This window comes from Pigmentiphaga sp., assembly GCF_033795525.1.
Lineage (GTDB): Bacteria > Pseudomonadota > Gammaproteobacteria > Burkholderiales > Burkholderiaceae_B > Pigmentiphaga.
In genome coordinates, this window is sequence record NZ_JARYGM010000003.1 from 337,089 (window position 1) to 352,136 (window position 15,048).

Below are 15,048 nucleotides of genomic sequence, written 5' to 3' on the forward strand. Positions count from 1 at the left end.
GGCGAGACGGCGAGCCGGACGACGAAGACAGCGCGCTCGACGACGAGTTCGACGATGACGACGACGAGCCGGATGACGAGGACCCGGCGACCGGAGGGAAAACGCCCTAGCGCAGCCGGCGTCAGTTGTTGCCGGTGGCCGGGCACTCGGGCACGCGGCCCCAGTGGTTACCCGGATTACAGTACTTCCATCGCGCCTGCTCGGTGCATATCCCGCGGCCGACCACCCCTTGCGACGCACAGCGTGCCAGTTCGGACCGCAGCGCGTTGATCCAGGATTCCTGGCCGGGGGCGGCCGGCGCGGGCTCGGACGTACGCGGCGGTTCGCCCGGGCCGTTGCCGCCGGCCAGCACCGTCACCACCTGTGACGACGGCTGCACGACACGCGGGGCTTCCGGCGTCGGGGGAGGGGCCGACAAGCCCTGCAGGTCCGGCGCGATGGTGGACACCAAGGTATCCGGCTGCGGCTGATCGGCCGCCGACACCATGGGAATGGGATCGTTCGGCCGCACGGGCCGCGACGGCACCCCCAGCGTCCCGTCCACGCGAGGCTGCGGGGGCTCGGGCAGGTAAACCTGCTGGTCCACGGAAGCCACGGGGGCCTCGCCCGGGCGGCCCTGGGCGACGGGGTCCGGCGCCTCGGCCGCACGGTCCACGGGGGCGTTCCAGGACAGCCATAGTCCGAACGACACTCCCACCAGAACGACCATGGCCAACACGGCCAGGGTCATCAAAATGCGCTTACGCATAGGTACACCTCTTCGATATGCTCCGGGCCGCAGTGCCAGGGCGACGATCAGGCAAAAGCCGAGTCGCCCACCCGCGTCTGGAACACCTGTCCACCATGCTCGCGCAAAGCATGGAATTGCACGTTGGGATAAAGCTCCTGCGCCACCCGCAGCTGCGCCGAGGACCCGATCAGGAAGGCGGGCGCCTCGACCACGTCATAGGCGATGTGCTGCATGTTGGCATCCATGAACTTCTTCAGGTCCTTGGGGTTCTCGGCGGTAATCCACCGCGCCATGGAATAGCGCGACGGCATCATGCGCGCTGCCACCCCGTACTCGGTCTTGAGCCTGTGCGCCACGACCTCGAACTGCAGCTGCCCGACGGCGCCCAGCAGCAGCGGCCCGCCGGCCACCGGCCGGAATACCTGGATGGCACCCTCTTCGCCAAGCTGGGTCAGGCCGGTACGCAGTTGCTTGGTCCTGAGCGGATCCGCCACTTCCACCGCCTGGAACAGTTCGGGCGCGAAAAACGGCAGCCCGGTGAACCGGAGCGCTTCCCCTTCGGTCAGCACGTCGCCCAGCTGCAGCACGCCATGGTTGGGAATACCGATGACGTCGCCAGCATAGGCCTCGTCGAGCAGCTCGCGCCGCTGCGACAGGAACGACACCACGTTATTGGGCCGCGTTTCCTTCCCGGTGCGGCAGACTTTCAGCCGCATGCCACGCTCGAAACGGCCCGAGCATACGCGCACGAACGCCACCCTGTCGCGATGGGCGGGGTCCATGTTGGCCTGCACCTTGAATACGACCCCGGTGAACTTAGGTTCGTCGGGACGCACCTCGCGTTCCAGCGCATGGCGTGGGCCCGGGGCAGGTGCGTGCTCGACCAGCGCATCCAGCACTTCCTGGACGCCGAAATTGTTGATGGCCGACCCGAAGAACACGGGCGTCTGCTTGCCGGCCAGGAAGGCCTGCTGGTCGAACGGCGGCGCCGCGCCGGCGATGAGATCGATCTCGCCGCGCGCCTGCTCGAAGGCCGCGCCGAAACGCTCGGCGATCTCGGGATTATCGATGCCCTCGATGATTTCGTCGTGCTGGTCGCTCAAGCGGTCGCTGCCGGCGCGGAACACCCGCATCCGGTCCCGCCGGATGTCGAAAACCCCGCCGAAAGTCTTGCCCATCCCCACCGGCCAGGCAAACGGCACCGCATCCATGCCCAGATGGGACTCGATCTCGGACAGGAGGTCGAGCGGTTCGCGCACTTCGCGGTCCATTTTGTTGACGAAGGTGATGATGGGCGTGTTGCGGGCCCGGCATACCTGCAGCAAGCGTATGGTCTGCGGCTCGACGCCATTGGCCGCGTCGATCACCATCAATGCGGCATCGACCGCCGTCAGCACCCGGTACGTGTCTTCCGAAAAATCCTGGTGCCCCGGCGTATCGAGCAAATTGATGACCGTGTCGCGATATTCGATCTGCATGACCGACGAGGCGACCGAGATGCCGCGCTGCTTCTCGATTTCCATCCAGTCGGACGAAGCATGGCGCGAAGCCTTTCTGGCCTTGACGCTACCGGCGATCTGGATCGCGCCGGCGAACAGCAATAGCTTTTCGGTCAGCGTGGTTTTGCCCGCGTCGGGGTGGGAAATGATAGCGAAGGTGCGTCGCCGGGCGACTTCGGTGGAGAGGGTCATCGTCAGGAATTTTACCTGGAGACCGAGGCGGCCGCTTGCACCGTTTCCTCTTGTTCCCAGCGTCGTTACCCGCGCCCGGCCGTATCGTCCGCACGCCGGGTCACGTCGCCCCGACTGGTAGCGCGTAGTCCCATTAAAGATAATTTCTTGATTTAAGTCTCAAATGAGATTAAGCTGGTTCCTGCATGCACGACACAGGAAAGCACCATGGCCATTGCTGCTTCCAAGACGCCCGAATTGAACAGCCAGGCGGCGACCGACGCCGCCCTGCGCACGTTTTTCCGCATCACCCAGGCGTGGCAGCTCAGCGCCGAGGAATCGGCCACGCTGCTGGGGGTGCCGCGCTCCACCATGTTCCGTTGGAAAAACGGACGCGCGCCCGCGCCCTTGCCACGGGACACGCTCGAACGCCTGTCGCTGGTATTCGGCATCTACAAGGCCTTGCAGGTGCTGTTGCCGGTACCCGAGCGCGCCGACGCCTGGCTGCGTCGCCCCAACGAAGCGCCCCTGTTCGGCGGGCGGCCCGCGCTCGAACGCATGCTCAGCGGCATGACCAGCGACCTGTATGTAGTGCGCACCTATCTCGATGCCCAGCGAGGAGGCTGGACATGACGCTTGCGGTCGTCTCCGACGTGCAATGGACGCCTTGCCACCGCCTGGTTCCCAGCCGATTTCCCCCCACCAGCCTGTACGACCGCGTGGCCGACCCGGCCGACCTGGACGTGGTTTTCGCCATCGAGAACCTGACCAATCCCCGCGTGCGCGACGAGGCAGGCCACCTGCACCTGGTGCCGCCCGAAGAACGTGTCTCCGGGCCGGGCACGACCCCCATCATGGCCGCCTTCACGCATCTGAACCCGGAGGGCAGCCGGTTCACGGACGGCACCTGGGGCGTCTACTACGCCGGCGAAAGCCTGGAGACCGCGGTGGCGGAGACCATGTACCACCGCTCCGTATTCCTTGCCGCCACCCGCGAACCGGCCATCGAAATCGACATGCGGCACTACCTGGCCGACCTGGCCGCGCCGCTGCATGACCTGCGGGGCCGCCAGCACACCCTGCCCGAGATCTACGACCCCGACAACTACGCCGCCAGCCAGGCGTTCGCCCGGGAACTCCGCCGCGAAGGCAGCTGGGGCGTTGCCTACGACAGCGTGCGCCGCCCGGGCGGACAGTGCGCGGCAGTGTTCCGGCCGCGCGCGCTCAGCCGGTGCAGACAATCCCAGCACATTGCCTTTGTCTGGGACGGCACGCGGATGAGCGGCTGGTATTCCAAATCGGCATTGCGTTCGGTCTGACTTTTCAAGCCTGACGCTGCCCGGGCATTTCCCGCACCACTGGCTGGAGGCCCGTTTTTCGGGGCTCTACGGGCCTTTTCTCCCCCCTGACTGCTGGAAATCGATTATTGGCGTAATTTCGATTTTCGTATACGGTTACGTGATTGACCGGGCGCTGATATCGTCACCATTGGTATCCATGCAGCAGCAACGCCGCGGCATTGCCCGCAATGCAGTACGTACACGTGCCGGGGCCCTGCCGCCCCGGGCGTAGACCTCGTTCCTTATCGGGAGGACCACGACAATGAAAATGCGCATGTGGGTTTATGTACTGGGAATGGCGCTGAGCGGCGTGGCCGCGGCGCAGACTCCCTTGAAGATCGGCTTCGTCGGCGAAATGTCGGGCCAGCAAGCCGAATATGGGTTGCAGATGAGCAACGGCGCCAAGCTGTTCTTGCACGAGCATGGCGACGTCGTCGCCGGCCGCAAGATCGAACTCGTCATCAAGGATGTGGGCGGCCCCAATCCGGAAGTCGCCAAGCGCGTGGCGCAGGAACTCATCACCCGCGACAAAGTGGAATTCCTGGCAGGCTTCGGCTTTACGCCCAACGCGCTGGCCGTGGCTCCGCTGGCCACCGAGGCCAAGATACCGATGGTGGTCATGAATGCGGCGACCTCCTCGATCACCGAGCGTTCGCCCTATGTCGTGCGTACGTCCATGACGCTGCCCCAGAACGCCTACGCCATTGCCGACTGGGCCCTCAAGAATGGCATCAAGACGGTGTATTCGCTGTATGCCGACTACGGCCCGGGGCAGGACGCCAACGCACAGTTCCGCAAGACCTTCACCGGCGGCGGCGGCAAGATCGTGGCCGAGGTGGCAGTACCGCTGAAGAACCCGGAGTTCGGGCCCTATATGCAGCGCATCAAGGACGCCAAGCCGGACGCCGCCTTCCTGTGGTTCCCGTCGGGCGAACTGTCGGTCCTCATGCTGCGCGCCTACCGCGAACGCGGGCTGGAGCAGGCCGGCATCCGCGCCCTGGGCACGGGCGACGGTACCGACGACATGTTCCTGGACAGCATGGGTGACGTGGCGCTCGGCCTGACCACCTCCTTCCATTACTCGGCCGCGCACGACTCCGCCAAGAACAAGGCTTTCATCAAAGGCTACGAGTCCTTGTTCGGCACCTCGATCCGCCCGAACTTCATGGCGGTAGGCGGCTATGACGGCATGGCGCTGATTTACGAAACCATCAAGAAATTGAATGGCAAGATCGACGGCACCAAGGCCATCGAGGCAATGAAAGGCACGAAGTGGGAAAGCCCCCGCGGTCCCATCATGATCGACCCCGAAACGCGCGACGTGGTGCAGAACATCTACATCCGCAAGGTCGAGCGGCGCGGCAACCACCTCTACAACGTCGAGTTCTCGCATCTTGCCAACGTGAAGGATCCCGGCAAGGCCAAGTAATTCGCGGCTGTGCGACGCAGTGGTCCGGTCCGTCGCGGGCCGGACCACGCCGCGCTTAGAAACTCCGTATTCCCCCTGCACGTCACCTGGAAGGATTCATGGGCATCGTAATCTTCGACGGCCTGGCCTACGGTATGTTGCTGTTTCTGATCGGGGTCGGCTTGTCGATCACGCTCGGTCTGATGAACTTCGTCAACCTTGCGCACGGCGCCTTCGCCATGGTGGGCGGCTACGTAGCCGCGCTGGCCATGAGCCGTCTCCAGATACCGTTCGTCGCCAGCCTGGCATTGGCATTCCTCTCCGCGGCCCTGGTGGGCGCGCTGCTGGAGTTCGCCTTCTTCCGCAGGCTCTATCGGGCCCATCCGCTCGACCATGTCCTGCTGTCCATCGGCATCGTGTTCGTCTTCGTCGCGGGCGCGACTTATTTGTTCGGCCCCACCATGCAGCCCTTCACCACGCCCGCATGGCTGCAAGGCCAGATCTCGCTGCTCGGCATGGACGTCGGGGCCTACCGGCTGTTCCTGATCATCGTGGGCTTTGCCGTGCTCGCGGGCCTGCTGCTGCTGATCAACAAGACGCGCTATGGCGCCATGGTCCGCGCCGCGGTCGACAACCAGCGGGTGGCCGCGGGGCTAGGCGTGCGGGTGGACCGCCTGTTCTTCCTGACTTTCTCGTTCGGCTGCGGGCTGGCCGGCCTCGGCGGCGCGCTGGGACTCGGCATGCTGGGCCTGGATCCCTCCTTCCCGCTCAAATACATGATCTATTTCCTGATCGTGGTGTGCGTAGGCGGCGCCGGCACCATCGTCGGCCCCTTCGTGGCCGCGGTACTGGTGGGAATCGTCGACGTCGGCGGCAAGTACTACATACCGCAGCTGGGTGCCTTCCTGATCTACGTCTTCATGGTGGTGGTGCTGCTGGTGCGGCCGCACGGCCTGATCCCCAAGCGGGGGCTGACATGACGAAACTCAATCTGAATCCGAAGCAGACCCTGGCGCTGGAAGTGGTGTTCTGGCTGCTGCTGGCGTCGACCTACTTCCTGCTGCCCGAAAAACTGGTGCTGATCACGCAGATCCTGATCACGGGCCTGTTCGCGATCGCGCTCGACATCGCGCTGGGCTATGCGGGCATTCTCACCGTCGGCCATGCGGCGTTCTTCGGCTTTGGCGCCTACCTGGCGGGCCTGCTGGCCAAATACGGCTGGGGCGAGCCCTTCTCGGGACTGCTGCTGGCGCTGGCGACGTGCGCCGTGCTGGGCTATTTGCTGAGCTTTTTGATCGTGCGAGGCAGCGACCTCACCCGGCTGATGATCACCATAGGCGTATGCGTACTGTTCTTCGAGCTGGCCAACCGGCTCACGCCCATCACCGGCGGCGCCGACGGCCTGCAAGGCGTGGACATGTGGCCGGTGCTGGGCCAGTTCCGCTTCGACCTGTGGGGCAAGACGGCCTTCATCTACACCTTCTGCATCGTGCTGCTGCTGTTCCTGGCGGTGCGCCTGATGCTGAAATCGCCGTTCGGCCTGGTGCTGCGCGGCATCCACGACAACCGGCGGCGCATGCTCGCCATCGGTTCCCCGGTGGATTCGCGGCTGCGCCTGGCCTATTGCTTTTCGGCTGCCATCGCCGGCGTGGCGGGAGCGCTGCTGGCCCAGACCACGCAGTTCGTGGGACTGGAGATGATCAGCTTCAACCGTTCTGCAGAGATCCTCATCATCCTGATCCTTGGGGGCACCGGCCGCCTGTATGGCGGCCTGATCGGGGCACTGCTCTATATGACGGTGCATGACTTCTTCTCGGACTTCGATCCCAAGTTCTGGATGTTCTGGCTGGGCATTTTCCTGATCATCGTCGTCATGGTCGGCCGCGGGGGCGTGCTGGGCATGCTGTCCAAGGTCTTCAGGGTGCGGGAGCATCAGCAATGACGACCGCCGCCATGACGACGCCCGCGCTGCGCACGCGGAATCTGACCAAGCGATTCGGCGCCTTCACCGCCGTCAACGATGTCACGCTCGACATCGCGCCAGGCTCCAGGCAGGCGCTGATCGGCCCCAACGGCGCTGGCAAGACCACGCTCATCAACCTGCTTACCGGCATCCTGCGCCCGTCCGAAGGCCGCATCAGCCTGGACGACCAGGACATCACCGATTTGTCGACCGACAAGCGCGTGCACCGGGGGCTGGTGCGCACTTTCCAGATCAACACGCTGTTTCCGCGGCTCTCGCCGCTGCAGGCGGCGTCACTGGCCATTGCCGAGCGCGACGCGCTCGGCAAGGTCTGGTGGCGCTCGCTGCAAGGCTGCTCCTGGGTCTCGGACGAGGCTCACGCGCTGCTCAAGCAGTTCAATCTGGCCCAGTACGCATACACCGATACGGCGGAGCTGCCCTATGGCAAGCAGCGCCTGCTGGAGATCGTGCTGGCGCTGGCCTCCAAGCCGCGCATCCTGCTGCTGGACGAACCGGCCGCAGGCGTTCCGGAAGACGAAAGCGGCGAGCTGTTCGAGGTCATCGCCAGCCTGCCGCGGGAAATGACCGTGCTCTTCATCGAGCATGACATGGACCTGGTGTTCCGCTTTGCGCAGCGCATTTCGGTACTGGTGGCCGGCGCGGTACTGGTCGAGGGCACGCCCGCCGAAATCGCCGCCGACCCGCAAGTGCGGGCTGCCTACTTGGGGAATTCGCGTGTCTGATTTCCTGCAAATACAGAACCTCACGGCCGGCTACAACGACGCGGTCGTGCTGAACAACCTGTCGGTTACGGTCGAACGCGGCCAGAGCCTGGCCATACTGGGCCGTAACGGCGTGGGCAAGACCACGCTGCTCGAAACCATCATGGGGAACACGACCGTCAAGCGCGGGAGCATCCGCTGGCTGGGCGAGGACATCACCCATCTGCGGTCGGCCGAGCGGGCGCGGCGAGGCATAGGCTGGGTACCGCAGGAGCGCGAGGTCTTTCCCTCGCTCACGGTCCAGGAAAACCTCGAGGTCATCGCGCGCGGCACGCACTGGACGCGGGAACGCGTCTACGGCCTTTTTCCCCGCCTGCGCGAACGCGCCGCCAACTATGGCGGCCAGCTATCCGGCGGCGAACAGCAGATGCTCGCCATCGGCCGCGCGCTGATGACCAATCCGCAGCTGCTGTTGCTGGACGAACCCATGGAAGGGCTGGCCCCCATCATCGTCGAGGAACTGTCCGAGGCGGTGCGGCGCATGTGCGCCGAAGAAGGGCTGACCGCCATCATCGTCGAACAGCATCCCGTCCTTGCACTGTCGATGTCGCAACACGCCATCGTCCTCGAGCGGGGAGTGGTCAGCTACGCCGGCAGCAGTGCCGAGCTGGCCGCCGATACCGAGCGGCTCGATCAATTGCTGGGTGTGGGTAGAAGGCCCCCCCCTACGCGCTGACGCGCGCCCCCCAGGGGGCGATGCGGACGGACCGGCGGAGCCGGATCCGCCGCATCCTGGTCGGCGGCCGGCATCTTGGGGCGTAGCAGGTTTGCTTTGCTGGAAGTTCGCACTGCGCCTTGGGGCGGTGTCGCGGTTCGCGGAAATGAGTTCTGCTCTAGGAGTGTGTGATCATGAAAGTCGAGAAACTGGGGTTGCGCTTGGGGCTGGCGGCGGGCGCGCTGGTGGCGGCTGCGGGCGCGCAAGCGCAGGGCGTCGTCAAGGTAGGCTTCATAGGCGAGATGTCCGGGCCCTTCGCCGAATTCGGCAAGCAGATGGAAACCGGCATCCAGGTCTACCAGAAAGAGCACGGCGACACGGTGGCGGGCAAGAAAGTGGTGGTGATCGTCAAGGACGTCGGCGGGCCCAACCCCGAGCTGTCCAAGCGACATGCGCAGGAACTGGTAGTGCGCGAGAAGGTGGATTTCATCGCCGGCTTCGCGTTCTCGCCCAACGCGCTGGCCGTGGCGCCCATCGCCACCGAGGCGAAGAAGCCCATGGTCATCATGAACGCCGCGGCAGGCAACCTGCCTGCGACCTCGCCCTACATCGTGCGCACGTCGTTCTCGCTGCCGGCGATCGTGCCGCCGATCTCCCAGTGGATGCTCAAGCAGGGCTACAAGACGGCGTACTCGGTCGTGGCGGACTACTCGCCCGGCCATGACGTGGAAGCCGCATTCCTGGACTCCTACAAGAAGGCCGGCGGCAACGTGGCGGGAGCGGTGCGCACGCCTATCAATACCCTCGATTTCTCGCCGTACATGCAGAAGATCAAGGACACCGGCCCCAGCGCGATTTTCGCCTTCGTCAACGCCAGCGACGTGGCGCCCGCCTTCATGCGCGAATACCGGGCCAGGAAGCTGTCCGAGGCCGGCACGGCCTTGATCGGTACCGGCGACATTACCGACGAGGCGGCCATCGAATCCATGGGCGACGCGGCACTGGGTGTGGTCACGGGCTATCCGTATTCGATGGACCACGATTCGCCGCTGAACAAGAAATACGTCCAGGCCTTCAAGGCCTTGCGCGGACCGCAGGCGCGGCCCACCATCATGTCTGTCGCCGGCTACGACGGCATGGCCCTGATCTACGAAGCCCTGCGCAAGACCGGCGGCAAGACCGACGGCGATGCCCTCATCGCCGCCATGAAGGGCGTGAAGCTGGAGAGCCCGCGCGGACCGATCCAGATCGATCCGGCCACGCGCGACGTCCGGCAACGCGTCTACATGCGCAAGGTAGAGCGGGTCGATGGCCGGCTCGCCAACGTCGAGTTCGAGACCATCGAACCCAAGTAGGAGACGTCCATGCCAGCACCGGCCCACGCCTGGCTGTCGAAATCGGCGGTGGAACTGCACGAGGCCTACCGCAGCCGCACGCTGTCGCCGCTGGAACTCGCCACGGCGCTGCTCGAGGCCCTGGATGACGATGCCCGCGAACTGAACGCCTTTTGCCTGATCGACCGGGAAGCTGCGATGCGGGCGGCCGAGGCATCGGCCCGGCGCTGGCGCTCGGGGTCCCCGATCGGGCCGCTGGACGGCATCCCGGTCTCGATCAAGGACATGGTCGATGTAGCAGGCTGGCCCACGCGGCGGGGCTCCAGGCTGACGGCCGGCGCCGGCCCGGCGGCGGCCGATGCGCCGAGCGTCGCCTTGCTGCGCCAGGCGGGCGCGGTGCTGTTCGGCAAGACCACTACGTCCGAGTTCGGCTGGCTGGCCGATTCCGACTCGGCGCACACCGGCGTCACGCACAACCCGGCCGCCCCCGGCCGAAGCGCGGGCGGCTCGAGCATGGGCGCCGCTGCGCACGTGGCGCGGGGATGGGGGCCGTTGGCGGTAGGCAGCGATGCCGGCGGCTCGGTCCGGATTCCCGCTTCGTACTGCGGCCTGGTGGGCATCAAGCCAAGCTTCGGGGCCATTCCCTCCGGCCCCAAGCTGAGCGCATTCGCCGACTTCGCGCACCTGGGGCCCATCGCCCGCTCCGTGGCCGATTGCCGGCTGGCGCTGCAAGTCATGGGCCGGCCGCATCCGCTGGATCCCCATTCGCTATATTCCCGCGCTCAGGAGCTGCCGCCCCGGCGGCCCGCCATCGCCTACATGACCGGCGTCGGCGCCGACACCGCGCTGGACCCGGCCGTGGAAGCGGCGGTCGAAGCGCTGGCCGAGCGCCTGGCGCGCAAAGGCCACACCGTAACGCGGCTGCACATGGACTGGATGGCGCTTGCCGAGGACTCCTGGGCGCTCTGGCTGAACCGCCTCTATGAATCCTTCGTGGACGCCACGCCGGCCCAGCGCGCCGAACTCGACCCCCGCCTGCAGCAGGCATGCGAAGACGGCGGGGCCCTTAGCAACGAACGGCTGGCGCGGGCCCGCGTCCGGCTGCGGGACGCCGCCACGGAGATCGCGGTCGCTTTCGCCGACATCGACTTGTTGCTGACTCCGGCCAGCCCCGCCGGGCCGCCCGCGGTCGGCGCCTTCTGCGCCGACGACCATCCGCTGCGCGACCGGATCCGCCAGGCGTGCAACTGGCACCTGGCCAATCCCTACACCTTTCCTTTCAACCTGACTCAACAGCCGGCCCTGTGCATGCCGCTCACGGCCGACACCCATGGCCTGCCGGTCGGGCTGCAGATCGTCGGCCGCAAATACCGCGACGACGACGTGCTCGACTTCGCCCAGATGCTGGAGTCCACTCGCTTCATCCAGGAGTCCGATCATGCCTAAGATCATCGTCCAATCCTCGCAGGCGCCCGTCACCGGGTTCACCGACAAGAACACCCCCTCGCCGCTGGCCCAGGCCATACGGGCAGGCGACTTCCTCTACGTCTCGGGCCAGGGTCCGCTGGACCCGGCCACCAAGGAAGTCGTGTCCGACGACATCCGGGAGCAGACTCGGCGCACCTTGCAGAACCTCGTGGCGGTGCTGGAAGCCGGCGGGGCCACCTTGGCCAACGTCGTGAACATGCGGGTATGCCTGCGGGACGTGGCCGATTTCCCGGCGTTCAACGAAGCGTTCCGCGACTTCATGGGCGGCGAGAAAGTCACGCGGACCTGCATAGGCGGCACGCCGCACCGCCCCCGGGTGCGCGTCGAGATCGACTGCGTCGCCTATTTCGGATAAGGAGACTCGCGATGTTCAAGATGCCCATCGTCGACCTGATGAAGCGCGGCGACGAACTCGCCGAAAGCGGCAAGCGGGTCAGCGTGCTCTGGCAGGAACCCGAGTCGCTGGTGTTCCTCGCGCGCGGCCGCGAATACCGCAGCGAGTTCCACATCAACCCCAGCGACGAAATGATGTACATGGTGAAGGGGCAGATGAACCTGCACTACCGGACACCCGAGGGCAAGGAAGAAATCGCCGTCCTTGCGCAGGGATCGGTCATCTACACACCGGCCGGCATCCCGCATTCGCCGCGTTTTCCGCCGGATGCCTACCTGCTGGTACAGGAGCGCAAGCGCAAGCCCGGCGAACTCGACCGCTTCCAGTGGTTCTGCCCCAATTGCGACGCCTTCCTGCACGAGGAATCGTGCCACGTCGCGGACTATGCCGCCGATCCGGTCTCGAAAGCCTACCAGCGTTTTTTCGATAGCGAGGAATTCCGCACTTGCAAGTCGTGCGGGACGGTCATGCCCAGGCCCTGAAAGCGGCGCAGGGCGGCCGCGGCTAAGCGCGGGACTTCAGGCTGTGGCGGATCTGCTGGGCGAGGTCGACCAGCCGGGGGCCGATCTGCCCGACCAGCAGGTTGCGATCGAGCGTATAAGCCGAACCGCCCAGGGTGAGCGCCATCGGCGGGTTGCCGTCGTTGAGGGCGAGCGGTACGCCCACCGCGTGGATTTCCTTTTCCCAGTCGCCCAGCGACATGGTGAAGCCGCGCTCCTGGTAGTCCTTCAGGCCTTCCTCGACCCCCTTGCATATCTTGGACCATTGCGCGCCGTACCGCGTCTTCTCGGCGGCAAACAGCTTGTCGCGCTCGCGCTTGTCCATGACGGCGATGAGGGCCCGGCCCATGGCAGTCGTGACCAGCGGCGTGCGCGATCCCGACTGTACGCTCATGATGAGCGCGCCCGACCCGCGGGTATGTTCGAGATAGATTGCATCGGCGTCGTCGCGGTAGCCCAGCGCGCAGCACAGGTTCAGCTCGCTCGACACCTGTTCCATCAAGGGCTTGGCGACCTGCCGGATGTATGAACCGGCCATGGCCCAGTACCCCAGCGCCAGGGCGGAGGTACCGAGTTCGTAGCGGCCGGTCTGCGGCGAACAGACGAGGTAGCCCAGCCGCGTCAGCGTGTAGGTCAGGCGCGAAACCGTGGGCTTGGTCAGGCCGGTGCGCTCGGCCAGCTCCTGGTTGCCCAGCGAGGCATCGCCCTGGGTGAAGGCCTGGAGGATATTCAGGCCGCGGGCGAGCGCCGTCACGAACTGCCGGCCGGGGTCCTCGTCGGCGCCCGGTTCAGCGAATTGCACGCGGTGGTTCGCCCTGGACTGGGAAGTTCCTCTCATCCTTCCTGCTCGCAAACTTCGTTGACACGCTTAAAAGTTGTTGGGTAGGATACCCGAAATATTTGCGAAACTAACTTTCGCATTGCGAACCTTCACCTATCGCGCCGCTTCCGGCCGGTTTCGCGCCACATGCCCGCAGCAGGGGGAGCTGGGGGCCTTCCTTCTCATCATCAAAGGTCCAACATGAACGTCAAAGCTGTCCTGAAGGCCGCCATCGGGGGCGCCGCGCTGGTATGCAGTCTCGCGGCGCAGGCGGAATGGCCGGAGAAGCCCATCACCCTCGTCGTGCCCTGGCCCCCGGGAGGCGGTGTGGACGCGGCCGCCCGGGTAGCCGGCCCCGTGCTGGCCAAGCAGCTCGGCCAGCAGGTCGTCGTGGTTAACCGGCCCGGCGCCACGGGCAGCATAGGCGCGGACTTCGTCGCCAAATCCGCGCCGGACGGCTACACCTTGCTGTGGAGCTCGCTGACCAGCCATGCCATCCACAGCTTGCTCTACGAGCGCTCCACCCCGTTCGACCTGGAAAAAAGCTTCACGCCGGTTTCCGTGTTCGGCAGCATCCCGTTCGTCATCGTGACCAACCCCGGCGTCAAGGCCGCGTCCGTACCGGAGCTGGTCGCCCAGGCCAAGGCGCGGCCCGGCGTGTTGACCTTCGCCTCGAGCGGCAACGGATCGGTGCAGCACCTGGCGGGCGAAATGTTCAAGCGCACCGCCGGCGTGGACTTGCTGCACGTGCCCTACAAAGGCATCGCGCCCTCGCTGCTCGATCTGGTCGGCGGCCAGGTCGACATGAGCATCGAAAGCCTCGCCGCCACGCTGCCCCATATCCGCAACCGCAAACTGCAGGCGCTGGCCGTGGCCTCGCCGGAACGGATCAGCCTGCTGCCCGACGTACCGACGGCAGCCGAGGCCGGCCTCAAGGGCTATGACGTCAGCGCCAAGCTGTTCGCGCTCGCGCCTGCTGGCACGCCACCCGAGGTCATCGCCAAGCTGGACCAGGCGTTCAAGCAGGTCTTCTCGGACAAGTCAGTGCAGGAACCGCTGCTGGCACAATCGATCATTACCCGATACACCTCGCCCCAGGAATCCGCGCGGATCATCCACGAGGAACTGGCCACTTTCCGGACCGTCATCCGCGACGCGAACATCCGGCCGGAATAACGCTCGCCTCCACAGGAAGCACTCTCGCATGAACAAGCCGTTCTACCGCATCGGGCAGATCGTCCCGAGTTCCAACACCACCATGGAGACGGAAGTCCCCGCCATGTTCCGCGCCCGCGAGACCATCGCGCCGGAACGCTTCACCTTCCATTCGAGCCGGATGCGGATGATGAAGGTCAACAAGGAAGAGCTCGCCGCCATGGATGCGCAGGCCGACCGTTGCGCGGCCGAACTCAGCGATGCGGCGGTCGACGTGATCGGCTACGCATGCCTGGTCGCCATCATGTCCATGGGCAAGGGCTACCATCGCGAATCGGAAGAAAAGTTGACCCGCATCGCCGCCGCGGGCCATCCGTCCACCCAGGTCGTCACCAGCGCCGGTGCGCTGCTCAATGGCATCCAGGCGCTGGGTGCCCGCAAGGTCTCTATCGTGACGCCGTACATGAAGCCGCTGACTCGGTTGGTGGTCGACTACATCGAGGCGGAAGGCGTCGAAGTGGTGGACGCCATTTCATTGGAGATCGACGATAACCGTGCGGTGGGCAACCGCGATCCGCTGGCACTGGTGGACATCGCCGACAAGCTCGAAATCCGCGGCGCCGACGCCGTCGTGCTGTCGGCGTGCGTGCAAATGCCGTCGCTCGCCGCCGTACCGGCCGTAGAAGCGCGGCTGGGTCTGCCGGTGCTGTCCGCGGCGGTCGCCACGACCTACACCATGCTCCAGCGCCTGGGCCTCGAGCGCAAGGTGCCGCAAGCCGGCGCTTTGCTGAGCGGCGCGTATTGAGGAG

The 15,048-nt window shown here is 65.7% G+C and carries 16 protein-coding genes; 13 read left to right on the forward strand and 3 right to left on the reverse strand.

The features are described 5' to 3' along the window. Window positions 1–121 precede the first annotated feature (121 nt). Both QHC78_RS10180 and QHC78_RS10185 read right to left on the reverse strand, forming a co-directional pair. Entirely contained in the window at window positions 122–748 is a 627-nt protein-coding gene (locus QHC78_RS10180; RefSeq protein WP_319744060.1) for a hypothetical protein, read from the reverse strand. Window positions 749–795: 47 nt separating this feature from the next. Further along, the gene (locus QHC78_RS10185; RefSeq protein ID WP_319744062.1) at window positions 796–2,421 is read right to left on the reverse strand and encodes a peptide chain release factor 3; all 1,626 of its coding nucleotides are present in this window, start codon (window positions 2,419–2,421) and stop codon (window positions 796–798) included. A gap of 207 nt (window positions 2,422–2,628) precedes the next feature. On the opposite strand from QHC78_RS10185, the gene QHC78_RS10190 reads away from it, so the two are divergent. The 11 genes from QHC78_RS10190 to QHC78_RS10240 all read left to right on the forward strand — a co-directional run bounded on the left by QHC78_RS10190 (window position 2,629) and on the right by QHC78_RS10240 (window position 12,246). After that, window positions 2,629–3,033, forward strand: coding sequence for an MbcA/ParS/Xre antitoxin family protein (locus QHC78_RS10190; RefSeq protein WP_319744064.1), 405 nt, complete (start codon window positions 2,629–2,631; stop codon window positions 3,031–3,033). Next, window positions 3,030–3,719 (forward strand): RES family NAD+ phosphorylase, encoded by a 690-nt coding sequence (locus QHC78_RS10195; RefSeq protein ID WP_319744066.1) that lies wholly within the window; start codon window positions 3,030–3,032, stop codon window positions 3,717–3,719. The genes QHC78_RS10190 and QHC78_RS10195 overlap by 4 nt, the downstream gene beginning before the upstream one ends. A 289-nt stretch (window positions 3,720–4,008) precedes the next feature. Next, a complete protein-coding gene (locus tag QHC78_RS10200) occupies window positions 4,009–5,169 on the forward strand; it encodes an ABC transporter substrate-binding protein (protein ID WP_413816456.1) in 1,161 nt (386 codons plus the stop codon). Window positions 5,170–5,267: 98 nt separating this feature from the next. Continuing rightward, window positions 5,268–6,128, forward strand: coding sequence for a branched-chain amino acid ABC transporter permease (locus QHC78_RS10205; RefSeq protein ID WP_319744070.1), 861 nt, complete (start codon window positions 5,268–5,270; stop codon window positions 6,126–6,128). Further along, on the forward strand, window positions 6,125–7,090 hold the full coding sequence (locus tag QHC78_RS10210; RefSeq protein ID WP_319744072.1) for a branched-chain amino acid ABC transporter permease: 966 nt from the start codon (window positions 6,125–6,127) through the stop codon (window positions 7,088–7,090). The genes QHC78_RS10205 and QHC78_RS10210 overlap by 4 nt, the downstream gene beginning before the upstream one ends. Beyond that, window positions 7,087–7,854, forward strand: coding sequence for an ABC transporter ATP-binding protein (locus QHC78_RS10215; RefSeq protein ID WP_319744074.1), 768 nt, complete (start codon window positions 7,087–7,089; stop codon window positions 7,852–7,854). Before QHC78_RS10210 ends, QHC78_RS10215 begins: the two co-directional genes overlap by 4 nt. Beyond that, window positions 7,847–8,569, forward strand: coding sequence for an ABC transporter ATP-binding protein (locus tag QHC78_RS10220; RefSeq protein ID WP_319744076.1), 723 nt, complete (start codon window positions 7,847–7,849; stop codon window positions 8,567–8,569). Before QHC78_RS10215 ends, QHC78_RS10220 begins: the two co-directional genes overlap by 8 nt. 173 nt (window positions 8,570–8,742) lie before the next feature. Continuing rightward, window positions 8,743–9,903: an ABC transporter substrate-binding protein gene (locus QHC78_RS10225; RefSeq protein ID WP_319744078.1), complete on the forward strand. Its 1,161-nt coding sequence runs from the start codon at window positions 8,743–8,745 to the stop codon at window positions 9,901–9,903. 9 nt (window positions 9,904–9,912) lie between these two features. After that, window positions 9,913–11,328 (forward strand): amidase, encoded by a 1,416-nt coding sequence (locus QHC78_RS10230; protein WP_319744080.1) that lies wholly within the window; start codon window positions 9,913–9,915, stop codon window positions 11,326–11,328. Further along, complete coding sequence (locus QHC78_RS10235) at window positions 11,321–11,725, forward strand: RidA family protein (RefSeq protein ID WP_319744082.1); 405 nt, start codon at window positions 11,321–11,323, stop codon at window positions 11,723–11,725. Before QHC78_RS10230 ends, QHC78_RS10235 begins: the two co-directional genes overlap by 8 nt. Window positions 11,726–11,736: 11 nt before the next feature. Next, complete coding sequence (locus tag QHC78_RS10240; protein ID WP_319744084.1) at window positions 11,737–12,246, forward strand: 3-hydroxyanthranilate 3,4-dioxygenase; 510 nt, start codon at window positions 11,737–11,739, stop codon at window positions 12,244–12,246. A 22-nt stretch (window positions 12,247–12,268) separates the two neighbouring features. On the opposite strand, the gene QHC78_RS10245 is transcribed toward QHC78_RS10240, so the two are convergent. After that, window positions 12,269–13,102, reverse strand: coding sequence for an IclR family transcriptional regulator (locus QHC78_RS10245; protein WP_319744086.1), 834 nt, complete (start codon window positions 13,100–13,102; stop codon window positions 12,269–12,271). Window positions 13,103–13,285: 183 nt separating this feature from the next. Here QHC78_RS10245 and QHC78_RS10250 point away from each other — a divergent pair, with 183 nt between their 5' ends. Beyond that, a complete protein-coding gene (locus QHC78_RS10250) occupies window positions 13,286–14,260 on the forward strand; it encodes a Bug family tripartite tricarboxylate transporter substrate binding protein (protein WP_319744088.1) in 975 nt (324 codons plus the stop codon). A gap of 28 nt (window positions 14,261–14,288) precedes the next feature. After that, complete coding sequence (locus QHC78_RS10255; protein ID WP_319744090.1) at window positions 14,289–15,044, forward strand: maleate cis-trans isomerase family protein; 756 nt, start codon at window positions 14,289–14,291, stop codon at window positions 15,042–15,044. The last annotated feature ends 4 nt before the right edge of the window (window positions 15,045–15,048 follow it).

Coding starts and splice junctions, on each gene's coding strand:
- QHC78_RS10200 (WP_413816456.1), top strand. CDS start 4,009: ATGCGCATGTGGGTTTATGTACTGGGAATGGCGCTGAGCGGCGTGGCC.
- QHC78_RS10185 (WP_319744062.1), bottom strand. CDS start 2,421: ATGACCCTCTCCACCGAAGTCGCCCGGCGACGCACCTTCGCTATCATT.
- QHC78_RS10250 (WP_319744088.1), top strand. CDS start 13,286: ATGAACGTCAAAGCTGTCCTGAAGGCCGCCATCGGGGGCGCCGCGCTG.
- QHC78_RS10205 (WP_319744070.1), top strand. CDS start 5,268: ATGGGCATCGTAATCTTCGACGGCCTGGCCTACGGTATGTTGCTGTTT.
- QHC78_RS10245 (WP_319744086.1), bottom strand. CDS start 13,102: ATGAGAGGAACTTCCCAGTCCAGGGCGAACCACCGCGTGCAATTCGCT.
- QHC78_RS10240 (WP_319744084.1), top strand. CDS start 11,737: ATGTTCAAGATGCCCATCGTCGACCTGATGAAGCGCGGCGACGAACTC.
- QHC78_RS10225 (WP_319744078.1), top strand. CDS start 8,743: ATGAAAGTCGAGAAACTGGGGTTGCGCTTGGGGCTGGCGGCGGGCGCG.
- QHC78_RS10255 (WP_319744090.1), top strand. CDS start 14,289: ATGAACAAGCCGTTCTACCGCATCGGGCAGATCGTCCCGAGTTCCAAC.
- QHC78_RS10215 (WP_319744074.1), top strand. CDS start 7,087: ATGACGACCGCCGCCATGACGACGCCCGCGCTGCGCACGCGGAATCTG.
- QHC78_RS10235 (WP_319744082.1), top strand. CDS start 11,321: ATGCCTAAGATCATCGTCCAATCCTCGCAGGCGCCCGTCACCGGGTTC.
- QHC78_RS10190 (WP_319744064.1), top strand. CDS start 2,629: ATGGCCATTGCTGCTTCCAAGACGCCCGAATTGAACAGCCAGGCGGCG.
- QHC78_RS10195 (WP_319744066.1), top strand. CDS start 3,030: ATGACGCTTGCGGTCGTCTCCGACGTGCAATGGACGCCTTGCCACCGC.
- QHC78_RS10210 (WP_319744072.1), top strand. CDS start 6,125: ATGACGAAACTCAATCTGAATCCGAAGCAGACCCTGGCGCTGGAAGTG.
- QHC78_RS10180 (WP_319744060.1), bottom strand. CDS start 748: ATGCGTAAGCGCATTTTGATGACCCTGGCCGTGTTGGCCATGGTCGTT.
- QHC78_RS10230 (WP_319744080.1), top strand. CDS start 9,913: ATGCCAGCACCGGCCCACGCCTGGCTGTCGAAATCGGCGGTGGAACTG.